General features: G+C 62.8%; 20 protein-coding genes and 2 pseudogenes. 9 read left to right on the top strand and 13 right to left on the bottom strand.

Annotated features, from left to right (window positions below):
- The first annotated feature begins 50 nt into the window (after positions 1–50).
- On the top strand, positions 51–8,813 hold the full coding sequence (locus WJ542_RS13880) for a glycoside hydrolase family 94 protein (RefSeq protein ID WP_411189806.1): 8,763 nt from the start codon (positions 51–53) through the stop codon (positions 8,811–8,813).
- A 37-nt stretch (positions 8,814–8,850) separates the two neighbouring features.
- Here WJ542_RS13880 and WJ542_RS13875 read toward each other — a convergent pair whose 3' ends face one another.
- A complete protein-coding gene (locus WJ542_RS13875) occupies positions 8,851–9,204 on the bottom strand; it encodes a hypothetical protein (RefSeq protein ID WP_411189805.1) in 354 nt (117 codons plus the stop codon).
- Between the two features lie 164 nt (positions 9,205–9,368).
- Between WJ542_RS13875 and WJ542_RS13870 the strand changes: the two are divergent.
- Positions 9,369–9,626, top strand: a pseudogene (locus WJ542_RS13870) (SPFH domain-containing protein); the annotation flags it as partial.
- A 344-nt stretch (positions 9,627–9,970) separates the two neighbouring features.
- The gene (locus WJ542_RS13865; RefSeq protein ID WP_411190600.1) at positions 9,971–10,372 is read left to right on the top strand and encodes a phospholipase D-like domain-containing protein; all 402 of its coding nucleotides are present in this window, start codon (positions 9,971–9,973) and stop codon (positions 10,370–10,372) included.
- 491 nt (positions 10,373–10,863) lie between these two features.
- Here the strand turns inward: WJ542_RS13865 and WJ542_RS13860 are convergent, their stop codons facing one another.
- Positions 10,864–11,142 carry a hypothetical protein gene (locus WJ542_RS13860; RefSeq protein ID WP_411189804.1) on the bottom strand — a complete coding sequence of 93 codons (279 nt, stop codon included), beginning with the start codon at positions 11,140–11,142 and terminating at the stop codon, positions 10,864–10,866.
- Positions 11,143–11,378: 236 nt separating this feature from the next.
- Here WJ542_RS13860 and WJ542_RS13855 point away from each other — a divergent pair, with 236 nt between their 5' ends.
- Positions 11,379–11,819 (top strand): cation:proton antiporter domain-containing protein, encoded by a 441-nt coding sequence (locus WJ542_RS13855; protein WP_411189803.1) that lies wholly within the window; start codon positions 11,379–11,381, stop codon positions 11,817–11,819.
- 155 nt (positions 11,820–11,974) lie between these two features.
- Here the strand turns inward: WJ542_RS13855 and WJ542_RS13850 are convergent, their stop codons facing one another.
- Positions 11,975–12,208: a DUF2934 domain-containing protein gene (locus WJ542_RS13850; protein ID WP_411189802.1), complete on the bottom strand. Its 234-nt coding sequence runs from the start codon at positions 12,206–12,208 to the stop codon at positions 11,975–11,977.
- A 540-nt stretch (positions 12,209–12,748) separates the two neighbouring features.
- On the opposite strand from WJ542_RS13850, the gene WJ542_RS13845 reads away from it, so the two are divergent.
- Positions 12,749–13,723, top strand: coding sequence for an IS5 family transposase (locus WJ542_RS13845; protein ID WP_411189774.1), 975 nt, complete (start codon positions 12,749–12,751; stop codon positions 13,721–13,723).
- Between the two features lie 326 nt (positions 13,724–14,049).
- On the opposite strand, the gene WJ542_RS13840 is transcribed toward WJ542_RS13845, so the two are convergent.
- The 7 genes from WJ542_RS13840 to WJ542_RS13810 all read right to left on the bottom strand — a co-directional run bounded on the left by WJ542_RS13840 (position 14,050) and on the right by WJ542_RS13810 (position 19,540).
- Positions 14,050–14,547 (bottom strand): IS5 family transposase, encoded by a 498-nt coding sequence (locus tag WJ542_RS13840; protein ID WP_411190568.1) that lies wholly within the window; start codon positions 14,545–14,547, stop codon positions 14,050–14,052.
- Positions 14,457–14,867 carry a transposase gene (locus tag WJ542_RS13835; protein ID WP_411187075.1) on the bottom strand — a complete coding sequence of 137 codons (411 nt, stop codon included), beginning with the start codon at positions 14,865–14,867 and terminating at the stop codon, positions 14,457–14,459. The genes WJ542_RS13840 and WJ542_RS13835 overlap by 91 nt, the downstream gene beginning before the upstream one ends.
- A 412-nt stretch (positions 14,868–15,279) precedes the next feature.
- Positions 15,280–15,999, bottom strand: coding sequence for a Crp/Fnr family transcriptional regulator (locus WJ542_RS13830; protein ID WP_187190766.1), 720 nt, complete (start codon positions 15,997–15,999; stop codon positions 15,280–15,282).
- Positions 16,000–16,287: 288 nt separating this feature from the next.
- Positions 16,288–16,959: a sensor histidine kinase gene (locus tag WJ542_RS13825; RefSeq protein WP_411189801.1), complete on the bottom strand. Its 672-nt coding sequence runs from the start codon at positions 16,957–16,959 to the stop codon at positions 16,288–16,290.
- Positions 16,960–18,242: 1,283 nt separating this feature from the next.
- A complete protein-coding gene (locus WJ542_RS13820; RefSeq protein ID WP_411189800.1) occupies positions 18,243–18,419 on the bottom strand; it encodes a CsbD family protein in 177 nt (58 codons plus the stop codon).
- Between the two features lie 63 nt (positions 18,420–18,482).
- A complete protein-coding gene (locus tag WJ542_RS13815) occupies positions 18,483–18,953 on the bottom strand; it encodes a PRC-barrel domain-containing protein (protein WP_411189799.1) in 471 nt (156 codons plus the stop codon).
- Positions 18,954–19,372: 419 nt separating this feature from the next.
- The gene (locus WJ542_RS13810) at positions 19,373–19,540 is read right to left on the bottom strand and encodes a hypothetical protein (RefSeq protein WP_411189798.1); all 168 of its coding nucleotides are present in this window, start codon (positions 19,538–19,540) and stop codon (positions 19,373–19,375) included.
- Between the two features lie 648 nt (positions 19,541–20,188).
- On the opposite strand from WJ542_RS13810, the gene gad reads away from it, so the two are divergent.
- Positions 20,189–21,574 carry a glutamate decarboxylase gene (gad, locus tag WJ542_RS13805; protein ID WP_411189797.1) on the top strand — a complete coding sequence of 462 codons (1,386 nt, stop codon included), beginning with the start codon at positions 20,189–20,191 and terminating at the stop codon, positions 21,572–21,574.
- A gap of 25 nt (positions 21,575–21,599) precedes the next feature.
- Positions 21,600–23,120, top strand: a complete 1,521-nt coding sequence (locus WJ542_RS13800; protein ID WP_411189796.1) for an amino acid permease — start codon at positions 21,600–21,602, stop codon at positions 23,118–23,120.
- Between the two features lie 188 nt (positions 23,121–23,308).
- On the opposite strand, the gene WJ542_RS13795 is transcribed toward WJ542_RS13800, so the two are convergent.
- A complete protein-coding gene (locus WJ542_RS13795) occupies positions 23,309–23,965 on the bottom strand; it encodes a hypothetical protein (RefSeq protein WP_411189795.1) in 657 nt (218 codons plus the stop codon).
- 157 nt (positions 23,966–24,122) lie between these two features.
- On the opposite strand from WJ542_RS13795, the gene WJ542_RS13790 reads away from it, so the two are divergent.
- Positions 24,123–24,257, top strand: a complete 135-nt coding sequence (locus tag WJ542_RS13790; RefSeq protein WP_411189794.1) for a hypothetical protein — start codon at positions 24,123–24,125, stop codon at positions 24,255–24,257.
- Between the two features lie 53 nt (positions 24,258–24,310).
- Here the strand turns inward: WJ542_RS13790 and WJ542_RS13785 are convergent, their stop codons facing one another.
- Positions 24,311–25,021, bottom strand: coding sequence for a Crp/Fnr family transcriptional regulator (locus WJ542_RS13785; RefSeq protein WP_111484730.1), 711 nt, complete (start codon positions 25,019–25,021; stop codon positions 24,311–24,313).
- Positions 25,022–25,514: 493 nt separating this feature from the next.
- Here WJ542_RS13785 and WJ542_RS13780 point away from each other — a divergent pair, with 493 nt between their 5' ends.
- A complete protein-coding gene (locus WJ542_RS13780) occupies positions 25,515–25,847 on the top strand; it encodes a hypothetical protein (RefSeq protein ID WP_111484478.1) in 333 nt (110 codons plus the stop codon).
- A gap of 149 nt (positions 25,848–25,996) precedes the next feature.
- Here WJ542_RS13780 and WJ542_RS13775 read toward each other — a convergent pair.
- Positions 25,997–26,788, bottom strand: a pseudogene (locus tag WJ542_RS13775) (PRC-barrel domain-containing protein).
- Positions 26,789–26,898: the final 110 nt, after the last annotated feature.

Genomic DNA, 26,898 nt, shown 5'->3' with positions numbered 1-26,898 from the left:
CCCTACGGGTGTCCGCAGCGGTGGCAGCTCTCATATCAAGGGCCTCTATCTTGTTCCTTTCGTTTATACGTGCGTCCGGCGCTCATGGTTCGACTTCGCCGTGGAACAGCAAGAAGCCCGTTCGCGAGGAGCTATTCGGCGAAGAGCGTCTGGCGCAGCATGCGAGGAGTCTCGCGGGGGCGCAAAATGTCTCGCCCGGCACTGATGCCGGGCCGTCGCTTGCCACGCGGCTGAAGGACAACGCGCGGTGGCTGATGCACGCGTACGAAGCGACCGTTGCCGCCGCGGCCCAGGACGAGGCGATCACGCCTGCGGCCGAGTGGCTACTCGACAACTACTATCTCGTCGACGAGCAGGTTTGCAAGGTGCGCGACGACCTGCCCCCGAGCTACTACCGGCAATTACCGAAACTCGGCACCGGTCCGTTTGCCGGGTATCCGCGCGTATTCGGCATCGTGTGGGCGTTCGTCGCCCACACGGACAGTCGGTTCGATCCCGATCTACTGTGCCATTTCATGCAGGCGTACCAGACGGTGCAGCCGCTGACGATCGGCGAACTCTGGGCGGTGGCGATCACGCTGCGCATCGTGCTGATCGAGAACCTCCGCCGCCTCGCCGATCAAATCACCGAGGGGCGCACTGCACGGCTCGACGCCAATGCAATGGCCGATCGTTTGCTGGGTGGAAGCGGGCATGCGCTCAAGGACGTGGTCGCACTGGCGACGCATTACGAGCGGTCTTCTTTGCTCGACACGTTCTCCGTGCAGTTGCTTCAGCGATTGCACGACGAGGACCCGCAGACAACGCCTGCCGTTCTCTGGTTGCACGAGCGCCTTGCCGCCCAGCACACGACGGCCGAGCGGATCGTCGCGGCCGTGCATCAGCAGCAAGGAGCGGCGAGCGTGACGGTGCGCAACGTCATCACGAGCATGCGCCTGATCTCGGACGTGGACTGGACCGGGCTGTTCGAGCGCATCAGTCCCGTGGACGACGTGCTGCGCACGCATCGCGGTTTCGTCGAGATGGACTTTGCGACGCGCAACCTCTATCGAGGTGCGATCGAGGCGCTTGCGCGCGGTTCGTCGGCAAGCGAGACGGACATCGCGCATCGCGCGGTCGCAGCGGCGGAGAGTGCGGAAGCAAAGGAGGAGAACGCCGGCAGGACAACGGCGCGTCACGCCGAGGAGGGCGAACCGCTTCCCGGGCAACTGGGCCGCGCGGCGGCACGCCGCGAATGCGAGCCCGGCTACTACCTGCTCGCGGGCGGCCGCCGCGCGCTGGAGCGGGCGATCGGCTATCGCGCACCCATCGGGGTCTGGCTGCATCGCTTCACGCGGCGGGCCGGTCTGGCAGGCTACCTCTGCCGGATCCTGTTGCTGGCTGCGCTGATCCTGACCGGCATGCTGGCGTTCTCGGCCGGCTTCACCACACCGCCGGTCTGGCTGATCTGCCTCGCGCTGGCCGGGTTGCTGCCCGCCATCGAGGTCGCCGTGGCGATCGTCAATCGCAGCGTGATGCGCGACGTCGGCGCGATCGTGCTGCCCGGCCTCGCGCTGCGCAATGGCATTCCGGCGATTCAGCGCACGGTGGTCGCCGTGCCCGCCCTGCTGACTACGGCCAGTGCCGTGGCCGAGCAGATCGAACGCCTCGAAATCCATCATCTGGCGAGTCCAGAGGGCGAACTGTATTTCGCCTTGCTCACCGACTGGACCGATGCGCCAGCGGAGCGCGTCGACGGCGACGAAGCACTGCTATCCGCCGCGGCAACGGGTATCGCAAGGCTGAACCGGCAGTATCCGGGCGGCGCGGGGGGGCTGCGTTTCCTGCTGCTGCATCGGCGGCGCACGTGGAACGACGAAGAGGGCAAGTGGATGGGCTGGGAGCGCAAGCGCGGCAAGCTGCACGAACTGAACCGGCTGCTGCGCGGCGCGCCGGACACCACGTTCGTCGAGATCGACGGACGGCCGCCCATTGCTCCGCGGGAGGTGCAATACGTCATCACGCTCGACGCCGACACCCGTTTGCCGCGCGACGCGGTGCGCCGTCTCATCGGCAAAATGGCGCACCCGCTCAATCGTCCGGTGTTCGATGCGAAGAGCCAGCGCATCGTTGACGGCTATGGCGTGTTGCAGCCGCGCGTGACGCCTTCCTTGCCGGTCGGCACGGAAGGGTCGCTGTTTCAGCGCATCGTGTCGAGCCCCAGCGGCATCGATCCGTACGTGGCGGCCGTCTCCGACGTCTATCAGGATCTGTTCGACGAAGGCTCCTACACAGGCAAGGGCATCTACGACGTGGATGCGTTCGAGGCTGCGCTGGCCGGCCGCGTGCCCGAAAACACGATGCTCAGCCACGATCTGTTCGAGGGCATTTTCGCGCGGGCGGGACTGGCTTCGGATATTGAAGTCGTCGAGGAATATCCGGCCCGTTACGATGTTTCGGAGGCCCGCCAGCATCGCTGGGCGCGCGGCGACTGGCAGTTGCTGCCGTGGCTCCTGCGCGCGCACCTGCGGCCCGCGCTCGCGCTCGGCGCGACCGGCCGCTGGAAGATGGTGGACAACCTGCGCCGCACGGTGATCGCCCCGGCGGCGTTCGTCGCGCTGCTGGCGGGCTGGATGTTGCCGCTGCCGGCGGCGCTGCGCTGGACGGCCTTCGTGCTCGCCACGATCGCGCTGCCGGTGCTGCTGCCCGTCCTCGTCGCGCTCATGCCGCGCTGGCGGCGTGCCTCCGTAAAAATGACGACGCGCAGTCTGTTCGGCGTATGGCTGGCCGACTTGCGGCTCGCGCTCGGGCGGTTCGGTCTTTCTACCGCGCTGCTGGCGCAACAGGCCTGGTCGATGAGCGACGCCATTGCGCGGACCCTGTTTCGTGTGCTGGCCAGCCGCCGGCACCTGCTCGAATGGACCACGGCCGCCGAGGCGGGAGCCCGTGGCCGGCTTACGCTGGGCCGCACCTGGCTGCATATGTCCGGCGGCGCGGCGCTTGCGCTGGGGGCAGGCGCAGTGGTCGGTCTGGCCGCATGGCACACCGGCCATCATGGCGCGTGGGTCGCGATGCCTTTTGTGCTGGTGTGGCTCGCTTCGCCCGCGCTCGCGTACTGGTCGAGCCTCGCGCCGCGGGCGGCCGGCGATCTCGCCGTCAGCGACGCCGATGCCCGGCAGCTTCGCCATCATGCGCGCCGCACATGGCGCTATTTCGAAACCTTCGTCACGCCGGCCGACCAGATGCTGCCGCCGGACAACTTCCAGGAAGATCCTCGACCGGTCGTTGCCCATCGGACCTCGCCGACCAACCTCGGGCTCTATCTGCTCGCGACGGTCAGCGCACGCGAATTTGGCTGGGCTGGTACGGCCGATACCGTCGAGCGGCTGGAGACGACGTTCGCCACGATGCAGCGGATGCCACGCTATCGCGGGCATTTCTACAACTGGTACGACACGCAGGATCTGCGTCCGCTCGATCCGAAGTACGTGTCGTCCGTCGATAGCGGTAATCTCGCCGGCCATTTGATCGCGCTCGGCAACGCCTGTCGCGCGTGGGGCAGGCAGCTTGCCGGCACGGACCGCGGTGCCGCTTGGGCAGGCATCGGCGACACCCTTGATCTGCTGGACGAAGCCGTGCGCGCGAGTGGCCGCGAGCGCACGCGTTCCGCGTTGAACGGCGAGTTCGACCGGGCGGTGGCGGCGCTGCGCGCGTGGCTCGACGCTGCGCGCAGTGTTCCGCCCGGCGACGGGATACCCGAAGCGCCCGAAACGGCCGCAGCGCCCGGCACGGCGCCCGCGTGGCAGACGGTCGTACTGCTCGGCGCCACCGTTTCAGACATCGCCCGCGCGCTCGTCGATGAGGGGGCTGCCGGTCAGAATCACGTCGACGCGAAGGACGACGACGTGCTGTACTGGAGCGGCGCGCTGGAGCGCGCGATTCACAGTCACGGTCGGGACGTGACACGTTCGGGGAGCGATTCGGCCGCGCTGGCCGCGCGTCTGAGCCGGCTGACCGATGCCGCGCTTCAGATGGCCGATGCAATGGAGTTTGGCTTCCTGCTCGACCCGGCGCGCATGCTCCTCTCGATCGGCTACTCGGTCGCCGACGGCCGGCTCGACGAGGGCAGCTACGATCTGCTGGCCTCGGAGGCACGGCTCGCCAGCTTCGTCGCGATCGCCAAGGGCGACGCTGCCGCGCGCCACTGGTTCCGGCTGGGACGCGTCGCGGTGCCGGTCGCGGGCGGCGCCGCGCTGGTCTCGTGGTCCGGGTCGATGTTCGAGTACCTGATGCCGTCGCTGGTCATGCGCGCCCCGTTGAGTAGCCTGCTCGCGCGGACCATCGAACTCGTGGTGCGCCGGCAGATCGCGTATGGCGCGACGCTCGGCCTGCCGTGGGGCATCTCCGAATCCGCGTACAACGCCCGGGACCTCGAATTCACCTACCAGTATTCGAGTTTCGGCATTCCCGATCTCGGTCTCAAGCGCGGGCTCGGCAACCACGCAGTCATCGCCCCCTATGCGACGGCGCTGGCCGCGATGGTCGCACCGACGGCGGCGCTGCGCAATTTCGAACGTCTCGAAGCGGCGGGCGCGAGCGGCCGCTTCGGTTTTTACGAGGCGCTCGACTACACACCCGCACGCGTGCCGGAAGGCCAGCCAGTGGCGATTGTGCGAGCCTTCATGGCGCATCACCAGGGCATGGCGATCGTGTCGATCGCCAATGCGCTACTGGGTGGCCGGATCCGCACGTTTTTCCATGCCGAGCCGGCCATCCGCGCGACGGAGCTGCTGCTCCAGGAGCGCATGCCGGGCAGGGTGGCGGTCGCGCATCTGCGCGTCGACGAGAAGAGCGCCGGCCAGCTGCGCGGCATCGAGCCCGCTGTCGTGCGGCACCTGGTGTCGGCCAGCGACCCCGCGCCGGCCACGCACCTGTTGTCCAACGGTCGCTACGCCGTGATGCTGACCGCCGCCGGCTCGGGCTACAGCCGCTGGGGCGATATGGCGATCACGCGCTGGCGCGAGGACGCGACGCGCGACGACTGGGGCAGCTATCTGTATCTGCGCGATGTCGAGAGCGGTGCCTTCTGGTCCGCGGCCTGGCAGCCGGCCGGCGTGGAGCCGGACAGCTACGACGTGACCTTCACGGAGGACCGCGCGGAATTCGTCCGGCGCGACGGCGCGCTGACCACGACGCTTGAAGTAATCGTCTCCGCCGAGGACGATGCGGAAGTGCGGCGCGTGTCGGTGTCCAATGCTGGCTCGCGTGCGTGCACTATCGAACTCACGTCGTATGCGGAAATCGTGCTGGCCGCACCGGCGGCCGATCGGGCCCATCCGGCATTCGCCAAGCTGTTTGTCGAGACCGGGTACCTGGCCGAACTGGGCGTGATCCTCGCGACGCGTCGGCGCCGCACGCCGGACGAGCCCGAAGTCTGGGCGGCCCACCTTTCGGTGATCGAAGTCGATCAGCCCGGCGTCATCGAAATCGAAACCGACCGCGCGCGCTTCATCGGCCGCGGCGGCAGCGTCCGTGCGCCGCGCGCGCTTTCCAGCGAGCGCGCGCTCAGTGGCACGGCGGGCGTTGTGCTCGACCCCGTTTTCGCTGTGCGTCGGCGCATACGCGTTGCGCCAGGCGCAACCGCGAGCGTTGCGTTCTGGACGATCGTTGCTTCCTCGCGCGCGGAGTTGCTGGATCTCGTGGACAAGCATCGCGACGGCGCGTCGTTCAGCCGTGCGGTGATGCTGGCCTGGACCCAGGCGCAGGTGCAGTTGCGCCACACCGGCGTGAGTGCCGACGAAGCGGCACTATTCCAGCGGATGGCCGGATACCTGCTGTATGGCGACGCGGCGATGCGGCCGAACTCCGCCGCCCTGATGCGCGGCGCGGCGGAGGTGGCCGCAACTGGCGGCGTGGGCGCGGCGCCCCTCTGGGCACATGGCGTGTCGGGCGATCTGCCGATCCTGCTGGTGCGCATCGACGATATCGAGCACATGGCGCTGGTGCGGCAACTGGTGCATGCGCATGAGTACTGGCAGATGAAGCGGCTCGCGGTCGATCTGGTGATCGTCAACGAGCGCGCGTCGTCGTATGTGCAGGATCTGCAGGTCGCGCTCGAAGCGCTCGTGCGGCCCGGCCAGTCGCGGCCGCAGCCCGGTGGCCCGGCACCGGGCAACATCTTCGTGTTACGAGCGGACCTCATGACGAGCGACGCGCGCGCGCTGTTTCCGATCGTCGCGCGTGCGGTGCTGGCGGCGCGCAACGGGCGCTTGCCGGAACAGCTCAGACGGCTCGCGGGTGCGCCGTCCGCCGGCTTGCCACGGGCGCGGCGGCTGCCCGCGCCGGGGGGCCTCGTCTTTGCCGGTGCGGGGCGTGCCGCGACGGATGCCGCGCTCGAATGCTTCAATGGGTTCGGCGGCTTTGCATACGAAGGCCGCGAATACGTGATCGTGCTCGGCCCCGGACAATGCACGCCGATGCCGTGGGTCAATGTCATCGCTAATCCGGCCTGTGGATTCGTGGTATCGGCGGAAGGCAGCGGGTACACGTGGACGTCCAACAGCCGGGAGCATCAACTGACGCCGTGGTCGAACGACCCCGTTGGCGATCCGCCCGGCGAGGCGTTCTACGTGCGTGACGAGGCCACAGGCGCGCTGTGGGGACCGCAGGCCTCGCCGGTACGCGACCAGTCGGCGGGAGCGGAGCCCTACATCGCGCGTCACGGCCAGGGCTATAGCCGTTTTACGCATACTGCCGACGACATCGCGCTCGAACTGCTGCAATTCGTGCCGCTGAACGACCCGGTGAAGATCTCTCGCCTGACGCTGCGCAACCTGTCGGGCCGCGGCCGGCAGCTCTCCGTGACGGCCTACGTCGAATGGGTGCTCGGGGCGCAGCGCAGCGTGTCGGCGCCGCATATCGTCAGCGAAATCGATGCGGCGACGGGCGCGATTTTCGTCCGTAACGGCTACGGCGAGGCGTACCGGAATCGAGTGGCGTTTGCGGATCTCGGCGGCCAGCAGCGCGGCTGGACCACGGACCGGCGCGAGTTCATCGGCCGCAACGGAACGTTGAGCGATCCCGCGGCGCTGGCGGGCGGCGCCGATGGAAGCCCGCTATCGGGCAAGGTCGGCGCCGGGTTCGATCCGTGCGCTGCGCTGCAAACGTCGATCGACCTGGCGCCGGGCGGCGTGGCCGAGGTGGTGTTCGTGCTCGGTGAGGCCGCGACGGCCGCGGACGCCCGGCAACTCGTCGCGCACTATCGCGAAGTCGATCTCGACGGCGTCCTGGCCGCGGTGACCGGGTTCTGGGATGAGACGCTCGGGGTCGTTCAGGTCGCGACGCCGGATCGCGCGCTGGACCTGATGCTCAATCGCTGGCTGCTCTATCAGACGCTCGCTTGCCGGATCTGGGCGCGCGCGGGCTTCTATCAGGCGAGCGGCGCGTATGGCTTTCGCGATCAACTGCAGGACGGCATGGCGCTCGCGGTGGCGCGCCCGGCGCTCACGCGCGAACATCTGTTGCGGGCGGCGGCACGACAGTTCCCGGAAGGCGACGTGCAGCATTGGTGGCTGCCGGAGGGGGGCGCGGGCGTGCGCACCCGTATTGCCGACGATCGCACGTGGCTGGCTTATGCCGTGGCCCAGTACATCGACGTGAGCGGCGACCACGGAATTCTCGACGTGACGGTGCCGTTCCTCGAAGGCCGCGCACTGGCGGCGGATCAGCACGACGCGTATTTCGTGCCGGACGTCGCGGACACCAGCGCGACGTTGTTCGAGCATTGCGCACTCGCGCTGGAGCAGACGCTCGGATTGTTCGGCTCGCGAGATTTGCCATTGATGGGGACCGGCGACTGGAACGATGGCATGAACCGGGTGGGTGAGGCGGGGCGCGGAGAAAGCGTCTGGCTCGGCTGGTTCCTCTACGCGACGCTGATGGCCTTCGCTCCGATCGCGCGGGCGCGTCATGAGGATGAGCGCGCGGATTGCTGGCTGGGGCGTGCGGACGCGCTCAGGAAGGCACTCGAAAGCGCCGGCTGGGATGGCGCGTGGTACCGGCGCGCGTACTACGACGATGGCACGCCGCTCGGGTCCGCGGGCAACGACGAATGTGCGATCGACGCCATCGCGCAGTCGTGGAGCGTGTTGTCGGGCGCAGCAAGCGCCGGACACGCGGTGCTTGCGATGGCCGCGCTCGACGAACGCCTGATTCGACGCGACGACGGCCTCGCGTTGCTGTTCACTCCGCCGTTCGACCGCACGCCGCTCGATCCGGGCTATATCAAGGGCTATCCGCCGGGCGTGCGCGAGAACGGCGGTCAATACACGCATGCCGCCATGTGGTCGGTGCTGGCATTCGCGCAACTGGGGGACGGCGATCGCGCAGCCGATCTGCTCGCGATGCTCAATCCGGTCAACCGGAGCCGGACGCGCAGCGGCGTGAACCGCTACAAGGTGGAGCCCTACGTGGTCGCTGCCGATGTCTATTCCGTCGCGCCACACGTGGGACGCGGCGGATGGACGTGGTACACGGGCTCGGCGGGATGGATGTATCGCGCGGGCATCGAGGGTCTGCTCGGCCTGCGCAAGCGCGGTTGCGAGCTATCGATCGAGCCTTGTGTGCCGGGCGCATGGCCCGGCTTTTCGGCAGTCTTTCTCCACGGCGCGTCGCGTTACGAGATCGCCGTGCACAATCCGCATCATGTCTGCCGCGGGGTGCACGGCATGAGCGTGGACGGCAGGATGCTCGATGCCGGCGTGGTGGCATTTCCCCTGGTGGACGACGGCGCACGCCATTGCGTGATCGTGACGCTGGGGCTTCGGGCGGAATAGCAGAAGACCGGGTTCCGCGCGAAGTGCCGTTCGGAACTCACAACTCGATGAACGGATTGCCCTTCTTCGTGGCCGGTGTCTGCGTGGCCGTGACCAGATGGTTTTGCAGCCAGTACGAGGCCTTGCTCAGGCCGACCGTGTGGTAATCGTCGCCGAGTTCGCAGACCAGTATCCGGTCATCCGATGCGATCGCTTCAGCAAAAGCGTTCGCCAGTTGCTTTGCGTCGCGGCTCGTGTTGAGGATCAGAAAGACCCCCATCCGATGCAGATGGACGAATTCATAGTCGCCGCCCGACACCTTCATCACGATGTCCCGGATTCTTGCGTGCTGCTCCGTGGGCGTCGCGATGAAGATGCTGACGAGATAAGTCACTTTCTTGCTGATGGGCATGAGGGCACCGTCGTGTCGTGGTTGAAGATGCGTCCTGGGGAATACGCGTTGGGGAAGGTAACGGCGGGGGCGCGGGCCGCGTGGTCCATGGGAATACGGTGTGCTCGTTGGGGTGCGGAGTCGGTACGCCGGCGTACTGGCTCGCGACAGCGCCGCCGCTCGAAGCGCAAACCACGTTGCGTGAGTCGATCGGGGCAGCGATGCTGGCGGCGCTGTTGTCGGATCGAGCCGCGGCCGACCGTCACCTGCGCGATGAAATTGGCGCGAAGACGGAGGCTTGGGGCATCGCGGTGGGGTCCGTCGAAATTCGCGACGTGGCGATTCCTGTCGCGTTGCAGGATGCGATGTCGCGCCAGGCGAAGGCCGGGCGGGCGGAAAAAGCAGGCGTGACCCATGGCGAAGCGGAGGCCGCAATTGCTACGAGCTCATACTATGGTCACGTGGGTGGTCCTTCCGGCTGTTGCCGCCTTCATGTTCGGTTGTGGTGACCTGTCGACAAGGGGGGCAGACACGGTGGTCGGGGTTGGGGCCGGCGGTGTCGCGGGCGCGGTCCTGACGGGCGGTAGCGTATTGGGCACAGCCGGCGGCGCAGCTGTGGGCGTCGTCGTCGGTAATCAGGTGGGAAGTAGTCGCGCTGTCCGTGACGGCGGCTTGCTGCCGTCACGGAAATTGTTGCGTCAGCATCCGCCGGGGCGCCTCGACATGCGGCCTTTATTCGATCAAAACGAACATGCCCACGTCCGCTATTCCTGGGGGGCGCCTATCGGTGAAGCGCAGTTCGGGCATCGTCACCGATATCCAGCGCAACACCGACGGGACGGATGCACCGGGCAAGCAGATCACGCACGAACAAGACATCAGCGGCAGTCCGCCCGCGGTCGGCAACGAGGTCCGCCTGTTGCAGGACGGCCCTCAGACCTACCAGGCCATGTTCGCAACGATGGTGGCGGCGAAGAACCACGTCAACCTGGAAACGTTCGTCGTTGACGATAGCGACGTGGGGCGACAATTCGCCGATGTGCTGATTGCCCAGCAGTCGCGGTGCGTCCAGGCGAAGCTGATCTATGAGAGTGTCGGCGCTGTACCACCAGTTGCGGGCAAACGCGGGCGACCACGGAAGCGTTCAGACAAGGTTCATGCCGACAAGGGCTATGACTGCGGATCATGAACAAACGGGGATTGCAATGGCCCACGACCGGGCGTCGGCGTATTCGTTACCGGATAGCGCGGAAGCCAATGCGTCGTCTTGCTCAAGCTGCGTGCTCGCCGGGGCTCGATTCACTGACAAACATCCGGTCGGCCAGGCGGCGGCCTCAAGGAAGGCGCTTGCTCCCTTGTCCGGCTTCCCAGCGATGGTCGATAACGGTGTCGATACACTCGCGTACTGGCACCATGGCGGACCGGAATCAATGTCAATTGAAATTGACGGGCGCTATGTCAGACGGCGCTGCAGGCGTGAAACTGGCCGTATACCCACCGCATCGTTAGTCGCATTGTCGAATCAATTCGCAGGGCGGAACGGCGTGTCGGGCCATGCGCGTTTCGGGTGGCGTTCCTTTGCGTTGGCGTCTGCACTGGCAGGCGATCGGCAGAGGCCAGGTCTGGCATTGCGGGAGGTTTATGGGTAATGCGACAGCCGCTCACGGCACACGGGCAGATTCATAGCGACTTGTGACCGTTTGAACCAGTACCTGCTTTTGCACGGAAATAAATCCGGGGCAATGGAGACGGTGCGACGCCGGCCTGTTGCTCGATTCTGTCGAGCATATCGAGCAACCAGACTATGCGTCGCGCTCCCGACGGAACGACGCCCTGGTGGGCCGACAGTGCCATTGCGCGGCTCCGCCAGTATGAGAGTGCGAACGGGCCGCCCGCCGCCAACAGGGGGAAGATCAGTTCAAGATGCGTCAGCTCTTTTTCGAATTGATGATGCAGCATGTCAACCCCTCAACGCGGTGATCCAGCGGATTGACGAATTGTGTACAGACCGGATTCGGATGTCTGCACGCTATCGTACTGATGCGGGACCGACGGCAATTTGACGCGAAGGCGAAAGTGCGGATGTCAGAATGGAGCCGAACCTTCTGCTTGCCGTCCGCCGTTCACTGCACCGGCTTCGGTGAGCCTGAATACGGCTCGTCGGACGAGCGTCCCTGCGATGTTGTCCGCGATCCATGTCCGATCCCATCTGGTATCTGTTGAGCGGCTTTCTGCTCATCACCATGGTGGTGCCGAGCGTGCCGCTGGCGCGTCTGCTGTTGAGCAGCGCGACCATTTATCTGGTCGCCGGTTACCTCGTCGGTCCCGGTGGGCTCGGGCTGATCGTGCCGGACCCATTGCATCATGCCGATGTAATCGGCCGGGTGGCGGAAGTGGCTCTGCTGATTTCGCTGTTTACCGTCGGGTTACACATGGGCGTACCGATTTTCGACCGAAGATGGATCGTTCCGCTGCGCCTCGCGTTTGTCTCGATGGCGATCACGGTGGGGCTGATTGCAGTGATCGGCATGTGGGAGCGGGGGATGCCGTTGGGCACGGCCGTGCTCCTCGGCGGCATTCCTGCGGCCTCTGCCCTGTTGATTTCACGGATCTCGAATACGTCTTTGTACGAATAAGTGAGCTATCTCCAGGTAGTCCAAGTTGCGCAGTTGCCGTACCGACCACGCTGTTCGCGTGTAGCGAGCCACCCTTTGGTGCCTACCCGTTCGCCATCGTCATCAGCGTCTCCATTCGGGCGGACATCGCACATTCAGCAGCGGAGACGTACCAATCACGGCGTCTCAAAGTCGCGGGTCCGGTGCCAGAACTCGTCGGCACGCCCCTCAGGGCGTCCCTCCTGCTTCCAGATCTGCATCAGGAACAGTCGGCCGTGTGCGGCAGCCTTGAGCGCTTTTGCTTCGCAAGCCGAATCGTTCGCCTCATCACCCGATTGCCCGAGCGTGATGGGATAGGTATGAATGACAGTACCTCTGCTGTCCAGTACGTCGACCAGTCGCTCTGCCATGGCCGTTTCCTTCCTTCTGTTCACCGGACCGTCGCTGCCACTCCCGTGGAGAAGAATAGCTGCACGTCACCGTTGTACATCGACAAACAAGTTACCAACACCCCCAGCGGAGCGGGACTGATCGCTCGCGCTGCTGTGCCAAGGAGCCGTCTTTGCATCACCTTGTCCAGAAGATCTGATGGCAGACACATGCTTCTCCGCCGCCAGGGTGCCACGACCGGCAGGACACCCGGCACTTTTGCAGATTTCCGCCGTCATTATCGACAGAAGCGCAACCGTCGCGGCGGTCATGCGTCAGTTCAATGACCTTTCGTACGTTGCACCTGAGTTCATCCAACGAACGGCTGGGTGCAGCGATCGCGGATAAAGCGGATTGCCGGATAATTCACATGCGGCATGCCGTAGTTTGGTTACCTGAATTTTGCTATCGACGATGTCTTGCCATATTGCATTGGTGGGACTTAAGGCAAAGCTGATCAAGTCCACCGCAGAACTGCTCCGAGCGTTATAGATCGGGGTGGATAAGGAAGGCAGAACAGGATGAAGCAGCAGACGTTGGCGATGGCAGCTGATGAAGGTGCGGGTTTCGAGACACACCGCAAGCGAACACGGCGCGATGAGTTTCTCGATACGATGAATGCAATTCTGCCGTGGACTGAGTTGTGCGCGGTGGTCGAGCCGCATTACCCGAAGCGCGGCAATGGCCGCCCGCCGATTGGTCTGGAGCGCATGCTGCGAATCCATTTCATCCAGCACTGGTTCAACCTGGCCGATTTCGCGTGTGAAGAGGCGCTTTACGATAGTGCCAGCCTGCGTCGCTTTGCGAGAATTGATCTGGGCTGCGAGGCGGCACCAGATGCCACCACGCTGCTCAAATTTCGTCGTCTTCTCGAAACCCACAAACTGGGCGAGAAGCTGTTTGCCGAAGTCGGCCGGGTGCTGCAGGCGAGCGGCATGAAACTCAAGAGCGGCACGATCGTGGACGCCACGATCATCGGTGCGCCGAGTTCGACGAAGAATGAGCAGAAGTCGCGCGACCCCGGGATGCATCAGACGCGCAAAGGCAAGCAATGGTACTTTGGCGCGAAGCTGCATATCGGCGTGGACAGCCAGAGCGGCCTGGCGCACAGCGCAGTGCTCACGCCGGCCAACGTGCATGACAGGCATCCGCTGCCGCAATTGCTGCACGGACAGGAGCGGCGGGTCTACGGTGACAGCGCATACGCCAGCCAGAAAGCGCTGATCCACAGCAAAGCGCCGAAGGCGCGCGACTTCACGAATCAGCGCACCCGTCGCGCGGGTGAAGTCGATGAGGTGCAGCGCGGCAAGAACCGCCACAAGTCGAGGATCCGTGCACGCGTGGAGCATGTGTTCGCGGTGGTCAAACGACTGTGGGGCTTCACGAAGGTGCGCTACCGCGGGTTGGCGAAGAATGCGAACCGGGCCTTCGTCGCTTTGGCGCTCGCCAACGTGTACCTGTCGCGCACGCGATTGATGGCGCAGTTGCGCCCGTAATGGGCGAAAGGCGGGCAAAACGCCCGCGTGCAATGCCCGCAAGGGCCAAAAGCAAAGGAGTGACGGTCGGCTTCACGACCTGAACACCTCCACATCGCCAACACGCCGCCAATTCAGCTGCTTGTTCAGCGTAGCCTTAACGCACCGAACAATCTTTTATAGCACCGTGCCTTGAGTTCGTCGGAAGGAATGACGTCGATCTGGACGAGTGACGAGAACTGCCTTCACTCTTTAGCGTACGGATCTGGTGGGAGTAAACACGTATCTCGTGCCCCTGTACTCGATAGTGGTGAGGGTCATAGTGGCACGTTCTTTAAAAGGCCAGTTCAAAATGGCCGCTCAGCTCGGCTGAAGATGTTCCAGCAGACGAGAGAGCAGCCGAGTTTGAGGAACGCTTCGTGAATGTCAGATCGGCGTTCGAAGCGGATGCGAAGACGACGGAAACCATGGAGCCACGAATGAGTCCGTTCGACGACCCAACGGAATTTGCCGAGGCCGCTGCCGTGTTCGGTGCGGCGTCTGGCGATGACCGGTCTGATACCGCGTTCGCGAAGTCGGTGGCGATGCGAGTCGGAATCGTAGCCACGGTCGGCGTAGAGGACCTTGGGCTTGCGAAGCGGTCGGCCGCGAGTGCCGCGAATCGGCGGGATAGCGTCGACCAGCGGCAGCAGTTGCGTGACATCGTTGCGGTTCGCGCCGGTCAGGATCACGCTGACAGGAACGCCATTCGCGTCTACGAGGACGTGATGTTTGGACCCTGGTCGTGCGCGATCGGTGGGGTTTGGCCCAGTTTTTGGCCTGCCCCAACGGCGCGCACGGACGATGAATCGACAGCCGCATATGAGAAGTCGAGCTGGCCGGATTCGCGCAGCTTGTCGAGCAGCAGCCCGTGCAGTTTGTCCCACACTCCGGCTTGCTGCCAGTCGTGCAACCGACGCCAGCAAGTCGCTCCAGAGCCGAAGCCCAACCGGGTCGGCAGATGATTCCATCGCATCCCTGTCTTGAGCACGAGCAGGATGCCATTGAGTGCCGCACGGTCCGAGACCGGCAGGCGCCCAGGGTATCGCCTGTGTCGCGGCTTGGGCGGCGGAAGTAGTGGTTCGATCAGTGCCCACAGCGCGTCATCGATGATAGGTGCCGGCATTCCTTGATCCGTTGTTCAGGCATCCAAGGTTAACCGTTTCACGGGAAAGTAAACAGCCCTTCCGGGCTCTTTTTGAACTGGCCTTTAAGCGACCCGGATCGCCACGAACCGACGCACGTCCCAATGCGAAATGCGCGGTCGGACACAGCTGGGTCTTCTCACCATGTATCCATGCGCCATGGAAAAACCAACCAATACGTGATGTTGCGAAAGGGAAAGCTCGGGTCGCGCCGGCAGGTGCGCCGTTGGTCGCGACACGACCGCCAATTGCTTTGACTGCCGGTACGGCCGCAGGCTCGCAGGCGGGATCAGAAGACCCCTGCCTCATAGAAAAGACAGGGATGAATGCGGCCGCCGCCGGCTCGATCGTGTCCCTTGCTGCACTGGCGGAGTTTGCCCACTCGGGCGCCGTTCAGATCGCCTGGAGATCGGGTAGTAACCGGTCGAATTCGCGCTTTACGACCGCATAGCATTCGCATACCCGCTTTTCGAGTCCGGGCCGATCCAGTACCTCGATGTGGCCGTAGCTGTAGCGGATTAATCCTGCTTGCTGCAATTTCATCGCTGCCTCGGTGACGCCGGGCCGGCGGACGCCCAGCATGTTCGCGATCAACTCCTGCGTCATCTTCAACTCGTTAGACGGCAGACGGTCGATGCTCAGCAGCAGCCAGCGGCACAGTTGCTGATCGATCGAATGATGCCGGTTACACACGGCGGTCTGTGCCATCTGTGTGATCAGCGCCTGGGTGTATCGCAGCAACAGCCGCTGCATTGGACCGCCGCGATGAAATTCCTCCTTCAGGAGGCGGGCGTCCAGCCGGTACGCTCTACCCGCGCTCTGCACGACTGCGCGGCTTGGCGTGGTTTCGCCGCCCATGAAGAGCGCGATGCCGACGATGCCTTCGTTGCCCACGATGGCAATTTCCCCAGATGCGCCGTCTTCCATCACGTACAGCAGCGAGATGATCGACGTCGTTGGGAAATAGACGTGATGGAGTCGGTCGCCGGACTCATAGACGACCTGTCCGAGCGGCATGTCCACCTGCATCAGATGCGGTGCGATGTGTGCCCACTCGGTTGCGGGCAAAGCCGAGAGCAGGTGATTTCCGCTGCGACGCTGTTCGTCAGACACCTTGTGTTCCTCAATATCGGGCCGGAGTATATGCAATCCTATCCGGGATAGAGCTTAGTGGATCGGGCGTTATAAAAAGCGATCGGATGAGCGGGTTTTAAACCAGCCCCATCGTGGCGCAGTGCTAGTACGCCCGGGCATCCTGTGAACGTCAGGCTTGCCCCGAATTTCATTCACGTGTGCGATACCACGCGACGCGTCGAGCACTTTTGGAGCGCCGTCTTCGCGCGCCAGGCACGGACGCTCATCGAAATCCCCAGCCTGCACGCGGCTGCCGGTCACGCAACGTTATTGCCTGACAACGGGCAACCGCAGGATGAATTCGCTACCGTGCCCGGGACCCGCGCTGATCGCCGATACGGTTCCGCCGTGCGCCTGCACAATGGCTTTCACCACGGCGAGGCCGATTCCGAGGCCGCCCGCGCTCGCGGCAATCGTCCGGCGGGACTGCGTGAACAGATCGAAGATATGCGGCAGCAGTTCACTCGCCACGCCTGCGCCATCGTCCCGTACGGAGACGATCAGATCGTGCCCTTGCATGCGCACGGTTACATCGATATGACCATTTGTCGGCGTGTATTTCACCGCGTTGTCCAGGATGTTGTTCAGTGCCTGCATCAGGCGAACGGGATCGGCCTCTATACGAAGCGTCCAGTCGGCCACCTCTATGGTCAATCTCTGACCGCGGCCGACCACTGCAACGGACGCGGCTTCGAGCGGATCGGTCAGCACGTCGACGAGATCGACTTCGGACACGCACAGGCGCAATGCATTGTGGCTGATGCGTGTCACGTCGGTCAGATCTTCGGCCAGCCGAGCGATCTGGGCAATCTGCCGATCCATGATGTCGACGAGGCGTGATATGTCCGGCATGCCGGTGGACGCGCGGCGCATCGCACATGCGGCGAGCCGCAGCGGGGAGAGCGGGCCGCGCAGCTCGTGCGCGACCATTGCGATCATTTCATTCTTGAGATGGGCGTCGCTCGCCGGCGTGTTGCAAGACGGAAGACCGGTCAGTTCTTCAGTCCGGATATATCGAGGGTCCGTCGTCCCGTCAAGTACTTGGGAGTCCGACAGGCTACGTTCATCGGTAGCGGGTGCGCAGAGGTTTGAATATGTGGACATGGCGGTCCCCGGTCATCTATGCCTGGACCGCGAGCGGGCAGCCAGAACGAACGGTCACAGTGCTTTCGTGAGACTCGACGCGTTGCGGGAGTGGCAGCCTGTTCGCGAATGCCTGTCGCGCGACGGTAAGCCGAGTGACCGGTGCACGCAGGGCCAGTTCATATCATCGCAAATGCGCGGAGGTTTCGTCTGTACGGTGGCGTTCCCATACATCGTGCAAAATGCCAGTCTGTCAATGCGAGTATGTTCGAAAGACAGTCAGTTTTTCGTGGCTTCGGGCACGCCTGTTGTGCAGAGGGCACTGGAGCGATCCAGTATGTTTGTCAAATTAATTTGACGTCAATGTGAGAATGCTGTTTTCCCTGCCGCGAGCGTCTGCGTCCCACCTCGCACGCGACCGGCTTATCGACTATCGCGGCAGGCAGGGAAGGGCGCTCGGGTTCCGCGAGTGCGAACTGTCGTTCGGGACGGGACCGATCTGTCCGCAATATCGTAGATGCCTTTGCTGGCGTGACCGTATGACGTCTGCTTTAGCGGGGATAGTCTGGGTCGATGTTCCGCGTAAAAACCTGCGCTCGAAACTGCGTCGCTGCGAATGTCCGTGCCAGGCGCGATGCATACACCTGCTGTTATCGCCGAATGGCTGAGTTGCCGCCCGACCGCTCCAGAGATGGCCAGGCATCCCCGCTTCGATTAGGAGGGGGCACTGGTGTTTGAACCATGCTTGAGGCCGGTGACCGTCATTGTGTACCGCTTGCCGCGCTGAACGGCGCGGCTCTTTGGCGCTCGGGATCAGGGCAGCTTCACCGTAGGCCCAGCCGGACCGGATATAGAACCAGTTCCAGCATCCCAGGACATTGGCCAGCCGATCCTGCTCGGGCATAACACATCTTCACGGGCAGCCGCATATTTTCTCTGGCTGGGTTAATTCCAGGCTTTGCGTCAGTCATGAGCGGCCCCAGTCCGCTCGATGGTTCTCGTGGGCTGTGTCGGGGGCAGGTTGTGCTAGTGCTGCATGCGGGGCACTACCGCCGACCGCAAGCAAAGCCATTCACTCGATGCAAGCCGCCGTCTGGAGCCTCTCCGCAACGCGGTACAGGCACCGAGTGCGCCGTCTGTTACCGGGGCTTCTTGGCTGCTTCCTTGACGTCGCCAAGATTCTTTCGCGCCTGACCAGCTGCTCGCTGGATATCGCCCTTGACTTCCTGTTTCGTATTGCCCGTGGCCCTGCCAACGGTTTCGTTCGCGTTGCCCTTTCCCTTTTCTACCGTTCCCTTGACTTGATCTTTGTTCATGGTAAATCTCCCATAGCTAATACGTAGCTGATTTGTGGACGAAGTCGCTGTCTGTTGCCTGCTTCATTGCGCGGGCGGCTGATTCCCGGTAACGGCCCGCGTGGCGATCCAGTAAGGCTTCCGGTTGTAGTAACGGTGAAGCAACGAACCCCATTGTTCATCCGCCATGGCGGGCCAATGGTCCTTGTCGAAGGCGGGCGCATTCTTCACGTGTTCCGCAGTGACGTCGAGACGGAAGCACTTTTCGTCCGTGTCGAGGATCAGCGCACTCCATGGAATGGCGTAAAGCTTGCCGCCCATGCCGAGAAAGCCCCCGCTCGCCAATACGGCATAGGCGATCTGTCCGCTGGGTACATCCAGCATGATTGCGGAGATCTTGCCGATTTCCTCGTGGTCGGACGTAAAGAGTTTATTTCCCGTCAAGGTATCAGCCGCCATCACGTTAGGGCCCGGCCCGTCACCGGTTCCGTTGCCCAGAATCGCGGCACCTGTACCGCTGGTTGAAGACCGATTGGTCGGGTCGAGTGTAGTCATGATTCTCTCCTGAGTTTATTTCGCGGGATACCGGCGCAGTTCGCTGAGATGTCGATTGCGCATCTGGTGCGCATGCCACGGAGCCGGGTTCGGGGTGGGGATCGAAAGTGCCCAGACAAGACGATGCGCGCAGCCGGGGTAAGAAATCGGTACGGTGCCGTACCGGGTCCAGAAAGGAACTGGCGCACCCACAATATGTGGTCGTCCCAACCTGGTTGTTTCGATGGCCGCGCTATGAATGAAATTCGTGCTATTCGACATCAACGGTACGCGTTGGCGTATCAGGATGGTCGGACTGCAATCCACATTCGCTTCAGTACTATTCGGTTGATAAAAATGATCGACGAATACCCACGAATGCGAATGACAATCGAACTGTCGGGAGCACGCCCGGACGAGGCGGGGTGGTCTGCTATCTTCTAGTCGCGGTGTTCCTGGTAGTAGTCGCCGCCGCCATGGTGGTCGTCGTCACCTCGGACGGGAAAGAAGCATGCGCTCAGGCTGGTAATCAGCGACAGCACGATCAGTGCTCGTATCAGTGCCCGATTTTTCATGTTTGTTCCTTTCCGTCTGGTTTGCTCACTCATCTGCGTTGTCTCCCCGTGGGCGCCACGCATTCGCGCTTATGTTTCGGGGATAGCCTTTGGGACAGCTATGGCGCAGCGTTCCTGTTAGTCCCGGTGCGATCGTATAGGTGTCCCACCGCATTCCGGCATAGGGTGCGCCCAGAATCGGGCCGAAATCAGTACGGTGTCGTACGTGGTTCAACGCGCACAAATAAAAACCCGGTGCGGGTCAGGCCGCAGGTCTGGCAGAAACCCCTCCATACTTTCGCGCGGTCATTGAAAATCGTGAAGGGCATACGTTCAAGATGTCTTTCAGCGTGGCAATGGAAACGTATCGCGGCGTGCCTAGCTACGGATTTTCGCGCTGGTACGCCACCGGACCGACTCCCCTGGTCAATACGCGCACCGTGATCCTCGACGCGTCAAACCCCGTCGAACTTTCTATCCCGTTGATCGGGATAGCCTGCACGACGCCTTCGTCCCCGACGATGCGTTTCGGTCGGGGACGGTCGTCATTCGCTTGCCGGCACGCTAGTCAAGAGCGAGGCCGAACGAGGGGAGTCCTCCGTTTCCGCTCCTTCAAGCGATCAACGCTGCAATGACATTGGGGCGGGCGCCTCGTTATGGCACCTGCCACGTTCCTCCTTCGCCATTCAGGAGTTTCACGCCATGACCTTTCTCAAGTTGCCATCCGCCGAACCCGACGCCGTTGCCGACGAATATGCTGCGACGATTTCCGGTTCGCCACTCCCAAAGTACCGGATTCCCAAAGGGTCTTCCGATCGACGTGCCGTATTCGATTTGGTGCGCGACGAATTGTTCATGGATGGAAACTCGCGGCAGAACGTTGCAACGTTTTGTACGACCTACATTGACGAGGAGGTTCGACACCTCATGGATATGTCGATCGACAAGAACATGATCGACAAGGACGAGTATCCGCAAACCGCCGAGATCGAAATGCGCTGCGTGCATATGCTCGCCGATCTGTGGCATGCGTCCAAAGCGTGGGAGACCACCGGCTGTTCGACGACCGGTTCGAGTGAGGCCTGCATGCTGGGTGGCCTCGCACTCAAATGGCAGTGGAAAAAGCGCAGGGCGGCGCAAGGCAAGTCGACGGACAAGCCGAACTTCGTGTGCGGACCGGTGCAGGTGTGCTGGGAAAAATTCGCACGCTATTTCGACATCGAGATGCGTGAGGTGCCACTGAGCGGCGATTCATTGGGGCTACGGCCGGAAGATCTGGCGGAATATTGTGATGAAAACACCATTGGCGTGGTCGCTACGCTCGGCATCACCTTCACCTGCGTCTACGAACCCGTCAGCGCGCTTGCAGCTGCGCTCGACACGCTGCAACGCGACGTGGGGATCGATATTCCGATCCACGTCGATGCGGCCAGCGGCGGATTCATTGCGCCGTTCATTCAACCGGACCTCGGATGGGACTTCAGTGTGCCGCGCGTCAAATCCATCAACGCGTCCGGTCATAAATACGGCCTTGCGCCGCTCGGCGTGGGCTGGATTGTGTGGCGCAGCCCGCAGGATTTGCCCGACGACCTGATTTTCCGTGTCGACTACCTGGGCGGCGACATGCCGACCTTCGCGCTGAACTTTTCGCGGCCGGCGGGGCAGATCATCGCACAGTACTACACGATGCTGCGGCTCGGGCGTGAAGGATACCGGCACATCCAGCAGGAGTGCGCTGATACGGCTCAGGCGCTCGCCGATGGCCTGTCGAAGATCGAGGCAATCGAGATGATTTACGACGGTCGCGGCGCACTGCCGGCTGTCTGCTACAAGCTCAGGCATCCAGAGACCGCGGGCTTCACACTGTTCGATCTGTCCGACCGCGTGCGCATGCGCGGCTGGCAGATCGCCTCATACAAGCTGCCGACCGGGCGTGAGGAGACCATTGTGCAGCGCGTGCTGATCCGGCGCGGCGTCAGCCGCGACATGGCGGCGATGCTGCTCGAGGACATCCGGCACGCCATCGCGCATCTGGTGAAAAACCCGGTGCTTCACTCCACGGCCGGTCCTACCTTCCATCACGATTGACGTTCCCTGCTCACAGGAGCACGAAATGGACAAGATTGCACCCACCGCCGCCAACGCGACGACGGCAGATGCCGCGACGCGCGGCAAGTATCTGAGCGTCACGTCGATCGGGCTGATGACCGCGGCCGCCGTCGTCACCAGTCTACGCGGACTGCCTTTGCTCGCGAAGGAGGAGATGACGATGTTCGTCTATCTGGCCTTTACAGTCGTTTTCTATCTGATTCCGGCGTCCCTGGTGTCGGCGGAGCTGGGTGGCGCGTTTGCCGACCGGCGCGGCGGCATCTACACCTGGGTTGCCGAAGCATTCGGCACGCGCTGGGGCTTCCTCGCTATCTGGCTGCAATGGATACAGAACGTGGTCTGGTATCCGGTTGCGCTGACTTTTGGCGCGGCCGCGCTCGCCTATACGGTCGGCCGGCCGGAACTGGCGAATAACGGCATCTACGTTGGCCTCTTTTGCATCGTCGCTTACTGGCTCTCGACGTGGGTGGTACTGCAAGGTGTGGAAGTGTTTGCAAGAATCGCGAACTGGACCTTCGTCATCGGCACCATCGTGCCGGGCCTCGTGCTGCTGGCGTTGCTCGGCTACTGGGTGAGCAGCGGCCATCCTCTCGGGTGGCAACACCTGACCGACAAGGTCCTGTCGCAGGACGGCCACGCCCGCTTCTGGCCCGCTATTCACGGTTTCGGCACGATCTCGTTTCTTGCCGGCATCGTCTTGCTGTTCGCCGGCGTGGAGGTACAGGCGGTCCATGTGATAGACATGCGCAGCCCGAGTCGCGGCTATCCGGCGGCGATTGGTCTGGGTGCGCTGATTTCGGTCCTCATCTTTGCGCTGGGCGCGTTGCCGATCGCCGCCATCCTGCCGTACGGGGAAATTTCGCTGCAATCGGGCGTATTTGACGCATTCGGCGCGGTGATCACCGATCTCTGGCATATGGGCTGGGCGGTGGCGGTGCTGTCGCTGCTGGTCGGCATCGGCGCAATCAGCGGTGTGCTTGCCTGGCTCGGAAGTCCGTCGCGAGGGTTGCTCGCCACAGCACAGGAGGGCGAATTACCGCCTATCCTCCAGGCGAAAAACCGCAAGGGTATGCCTACTCACATCCTGCTGGTGCAGGGGCTGATCGTGACGGTCATTTCGTGCTTTTACTTTGTCATCCGCGATGTGTCAGTCGCCTTTTTTCTGATCTCCGCGATGACGATCGCGCTGTATCTGATCGCCTATATGCTGATGTATGCGGCGGCGATCCAGTTGCGCTATTCCGCGCCCGCCCTGCCGCGACCGTTCAGGCTGCCCGGTGGTCTGGCCGGCATGTGGCTGACCGCCGGCATCGGCTTTGCCGGGGTGCTTTTCAGTTTCGTCGTGTCGTTTTTTCCGCCCGACCAGTTGCCGGTCGGCTCGCCGCTGCTTTATACCGGACTGGTCGTACTCGGCATCGTTGTTTTCGCAGGCATCCCATTGATCATCCATCACGTGCGCCGAAGCGACTGGGCATCGGCCCGTGACACGTCATTAGTGCAGCCCGCCACGACGCCATTGAACTGAATGGCCGCAGAGACCCTCATCGCCGGTCGCGACACTCCGATAGTCGCCACCGCGATGGGGGGGCGGCTCCGACGAGGAATACGCATGCACGCACGCCGATAGGTGCGGTGCAAGAGCGGCAGTCCAATCGAGCCGGCCCGGGTACGGCACCGTACTGACTGCTTGCATGATCGCGCGCAGCTTGTCTCTCAGGGTGGCGACTCTCTCATTTCGAGCTGTGCAACTCGAGTCGTGGACATAGCCATCGTCCTCGATTCTTTGCGACGATGGTCGCCGATGCCGGCTTGAGGAATTGCTTCATACGTGGTGGCCTCCCAGGGGCGCTCGACGTGTGCCTTTGGCACGAGGCTTCGAAAGCGCCGGACAATTGCATCAGGTTTCGTGCAAATCAACACACGGTCGGCGCGGGCGTGGCGATAGTCCGATAGCGTACAGATCAACGGGCCAACTGGTTGAATGATGAATCCATGGTACGCGCGTCGAATGCGCGAAGCCGGGCCTGACATGTGGGTTGCTCTATCGTCGAAATCGTTGGACAAAAGGAACGCGAGATGACAGTTAGCCGTGTGAATGTGGACGAGCTTGCCGAAAACAGGAGGCTCGTGTTCGACGTCGGCAACGCGACGGACGACGGCATGGGCAATGCGCCGCCGGAAGACGGCACGTCGTGCGAGACAGCCGGCCAGCAGCGAAGCGGTACGCGAAAACGGATGCAAAGGAAAGATACGGGGAAAGCCAGACTCCACGGCGAACACCGTGGAGTCTTGACCGGTGCCGGAACTCGGGCAGAGCAGGCAGTCCGTCGCGACGATGGAGGTGGAACGTCCGGCGAAGCGTCGGCGCATTAGAGCGGCGGATGCTACCCGATAACTTGCAGGCAGCACGTACGAGGAGTTTGCGAAAATGGCGCAATGCTATGCGGGAAGGCCGCACGATGACGCTGCGGCGGTACGCGCAGGGCAGCGGCAGCGGTCACAGGAGCAGGCCGGCGGCGATATGGCAATGGAAGGAACCGAAGCGGACGTGCAACACAGTTGCAGCGAGCCGTCGGCGCCCGGCAAGGTGGCCTGGCAACAGGGGGGCGGCATGGACGGCGGTGGCATGGTGTTCACGCCGGTGCGACGCAATCCGCAGTGAGATCGCTCGTTTGCGCAGCCGATTTGCGTTGCCGGGTTGGCTCGACGATTGGCTCAACTATCGCCCAGCAGGCGATCACTTTCGCGCTTGACCACCCTGTAGCACTCGCAAACCTGTGCTTCGAGCGCATGGCGGTCCAGTACTTCGATCAGTCCACGCGTATAGCGAATGACGCCCTCGTCCTGCAGCTTCCTCGCGGTTTCCGTCACGCCCGCGCGGCGTACGCCCAGCATGTTGGCGATCAGTTCCTGTGTCATGCGGACGTTATTCGATTCCAGTCGGTCGAGGCTCAACAACAGCCAGCGGGAAAACTGCTGCGAAATCGAATGATGCCGGTTGCAGACGGCCGTCTGCGCCATCTGCGTGATGAGCGCCTGCGTATAGCGCAGGAACAGGCGTTGCAGAGCGCCACCGCGGGCAAACTCGTCCTTCACGATCTGGCCGCTCAGACGGAACGCCTTCCCGGCGCTTTGCACGATGGCCCGGTTCGGCATGGTCTCGCCGCCCATGAAGAGCGCGACCCCGAGCAGGCCATCGTTGCCGACCACGGCAATTTCCGCCGACGCGCCATTCTCCATGACATAAAGCATCGAAATGATGGCCGTAGTCGGGAGATAGACATGGCTGAGATGGTCGCCCGATTCATACACGACCTCGCCGAGCGGCATGTCCACGACCGACAGGTGAGGCTCGATGCGATTGCGCTCGTCCGGCGGCAGCGTCGCCAGCAGGCGGTTCGTGCTGACGCGCGGCACGGGTGCCATGCCCGGCGTGAGGGAGCTGGCGTCGGACTCGGGTTCGGTCTGACTTGCCCTGGCGATAAGGTGTTTCTGATGAATAAGGTGCTGTTCGCGATTTTTTTCGGGCAACAGACTGACCAACGCCGAGCGCAACGTATTATGGCCCAGCGCATCGAGGATCTTGATCTTCGTGAGTGTGCCGAGATCGCTCTTGCCGTTACGCCACGCGGAGATTTGCGCGCGGGTGAGCATCAGGGCGTCAGCCAGTTGCGCGTCGCTATCGTAGCGTCCTCGACGCTTCAGCTCATCGAATAACTGGGACCAATCCAATCGCATTGTGTGATAGCCAAATTGATGTCAAATTAATTTGACATCAATTTGGCACCGTGAAATACTCATGGCACGCCCAACGTGTCAATTTTTATCGACATTTATAGCACACGCATAACCTGTCGTGATGCTGGGTTTATTCCCTTTCGCATTCATGCCGCGCCTGGGTCATCCGTGGAGGAGCCGCATGAGCGATATTTCCTCTTATGCCCGGCTGCCTGCCGGACTCTCTGACCGACACCTCACTTTTGTTCCTTTGGCGCTCGACGATGACGAATTCGCGGCGCAACAGATCGAGTTCATCAAGCACGTATTTGGTTACTGTGCGTACCTGCGCGAGCATGCTCGTGAAACGCCCGTCTCTGATGCGTTTCTAACGGTCTTCGTCAACCTCTTCGAAGCAATCGACGCGAATGCGCCCGAAGATGCACGTCGCTGTGCGAGCCAATTGATGGGCGTACTCCGGGCTATTTTTCCCGCCTTCGATTGTGACGGTCTGTCTTCGAGCGTGGAAGGTTAGACGGGTAAGCGCATGGAGAATTGCAACCTGCGAGGTCGGCCGGCAGGCATGCAAGGCGCTTATTCGTAATGTGGCGGCCTTCGCCGCGCTTGGTCGTTCGGTAGACCCGGATCCGGAACGCCTTCGAGGCGTTAGGGTTGGGCGAATGGTTAGGTATCCAGCCAATACCCATCGCGGTTGTAGAACCCGTGTAGCGCCGCCTCGTAGCTTCGATGAACGGGTATCTATCCGTCATAGGCAGGGCTACGGCGGATCGCATCGCGCGTGAGCGAAGTCGACACGGTTGCGGCGAACCAGTCGACGAGGTCGATCCAGCGCGTGGCGATCAGGACTTTCTTGCCATTGGGCCACCAGTTGCGCGTATCGATCATCAGGTAGCGAAGAACCCATGCCGGATCGTCGTAGATGAAACCCGACACGCTGCCAATGTTTCCATCTATCGCATCGATATGGTAGCCCTTGACCTCGTCTTTGCTGCGTAGATGGACGTCCGGCAACGCCCGGTAGGCGTGCAGGATGCGGCGAGCCGGGGCGGGCGCCGCGAGTTCCAGCGCAACCGGATCGGACCTGGGATATGCGGCCATGCCCCACAGATTCGGCCCGCCCCAATATATCGGATCGTCGTAGTAGCGCAGGTACTCGATTTCATGCTGGCGCGATACCGGCGTGTGCGTGTCGAGTGTCGGTCCGTCGCGTATCTGCTGTCGCGTCAGATTGACATGGACGGCGTCCGACGACCAGTCTATGTGCTTGAGCGAATAAGGCGAAACGAGCACCTGCCTGTGATGGAGCCAGTTTCCGGTCTCGACCACGAGATAACGGATGCCCCATGCTTCGTCGTCGAAATAGACTTGATTGACACTGCCGATTTCGCCATCGGAAGCACGGACGGTGCATCCATGTAGATCCTTTGTAAACTGGAGCGAATCGAGCCACGTGATTTCGCTGCCGGTAGTCGATGGGCTGCCACTGACGCAGCCGCAAGCGGCTAGTGCGGGCGTGCTCCAGATGAGTGTCCGTTCGCGCATGCTTCACTTCTGCGTATGCGACG

This window comes from Paraburkholderia yinzeri (assembly GCF_046581065.1).
Classification (GTDB): domain Bacteria; phylum Pseudomonadota; class Gammaproteobacteria; order Burkholderiales; family Burkholderiaceae; genus Paraburkholderia.
This window is presented reverse-complemented; position numbering and strand designations above follow the sequence as displayed.

Excerpts from the sequence above, each read along its gene's own strand:
- WJ542_RS13875 (WP_411189805.1), bottom strand. The coding sequence starts at position 9,204 with ATGCCCATCAGCAAGAAAGTGACTTATCTCGTCAGCATCTTCATCGCG.
- WJ542_RS13860 (WP_411189804.1), bottom strand. The coding sequence starts at position 11,142 with ATGCTGCATCATCAATTCGAAAAAGAGCTGACGCATCTTGAACTGATC.
- WJ542_RS13855 (WP_411189803.1), top strand. The coding sequence starts at position 11,379 with ATGTCCGATCCCATCTGGTATCTGTTGAGCGGCTTTCTGCTCATCACC.
- WJ542_RS13850 (WP_411189802.1), bottom strand. The coding sequence starts at position 12,208 with ATGGCAGAGCGACTGGTCGACGTACTGGACAGCAGAGGTACTGTCATT.
- WJ542_RS13845 (WP_411189774.1), top strand. The coding sequence starts at position 12,749 with ATGAAGCAGCAGACGTTGGCGATGGCAGCTGATGAAGGTGCGGGTTTC.
- WJ542_RS13835 (WP_411187075.1), bottom strand. The coding sequence starts at position 14,867 with ATGCCGGCACCTATCATCGATGACGCGCTGTGGGCACTGATCGAACCA.
- WJ542_RS13825 (WP_411189801.1), bottom strand. The coding sequence starts at position 16,959 with ATGATCGCAATGGTCGCGCACGAGCTGCGCGGCCCGCTCTCCCCGCTG.
- WJ542_RS13820 (WP_411189800.1), bottom strand. The coding sequence starts at position 18,419 with ATGAACAAAGATCAAGTCAAGGGAACGGTAGAAAAGGGAAAGGGCAAC.
- WJ542_RS13815 (WP_411189799.1), bottom strand. The coding sequence starts at position 18,953 with ATGACTACACTCGACCCGACCAATCGGTCTTCAACCAGCGGTACAGGT.
- WJ542_RS13810 (WP_411189798.1), bottom strand. The coding sequence starts at position 19,540 with ATGAGTGAGCAAACCAGACGGAAAGGAACAAACATGAAAAATCGGGCA.
- gad (WP_411189797.1), top strand. The coding sequence starts at position 20,189 with ATGACCTTTCTCAAGTTGCCATCCGCCGAACCCGACGCCGTTGCCGAC.
- WJ542_RS13800 (WP_411189796.1), top strand. The coding sequence starts at position 21,600 with ATGGACAAGATTGCACCCACCGCCGCCAACGCGACGACGGCAGATGCC.
- WJ542_RS13795 (WP_411189795.1), bottom strand. The coding sequence starts at position 23,965 with ATGCGCCGACGCTTCGCCGGACGTTCCACCTCCATCGTCGCGACGGAC.
- WJ542_RS13790 (WP_411189794.1), top strand. The coding sequence starts at position 24,123 with ATGGAAGGAACCGAAGCGGACGTGCAACACAGTTGCAGCGAGCCGTCG.
- WJ542_RS13785 (WP_111484730.1), bottom strand. The coding sequence starts at position 25,021 with ATGGCACCCGTGCCGCGCGTCAGCACGAACCGCCTGCTGGCGACGCTG.
- WJ542_RS13780 (WP_111484478.1), top strand. The coding sequence starts at position 25,515 with ATGAGCGATATTTCCTCTTATGCCCGGCTGCCTGCCGGACTCTCTGAC.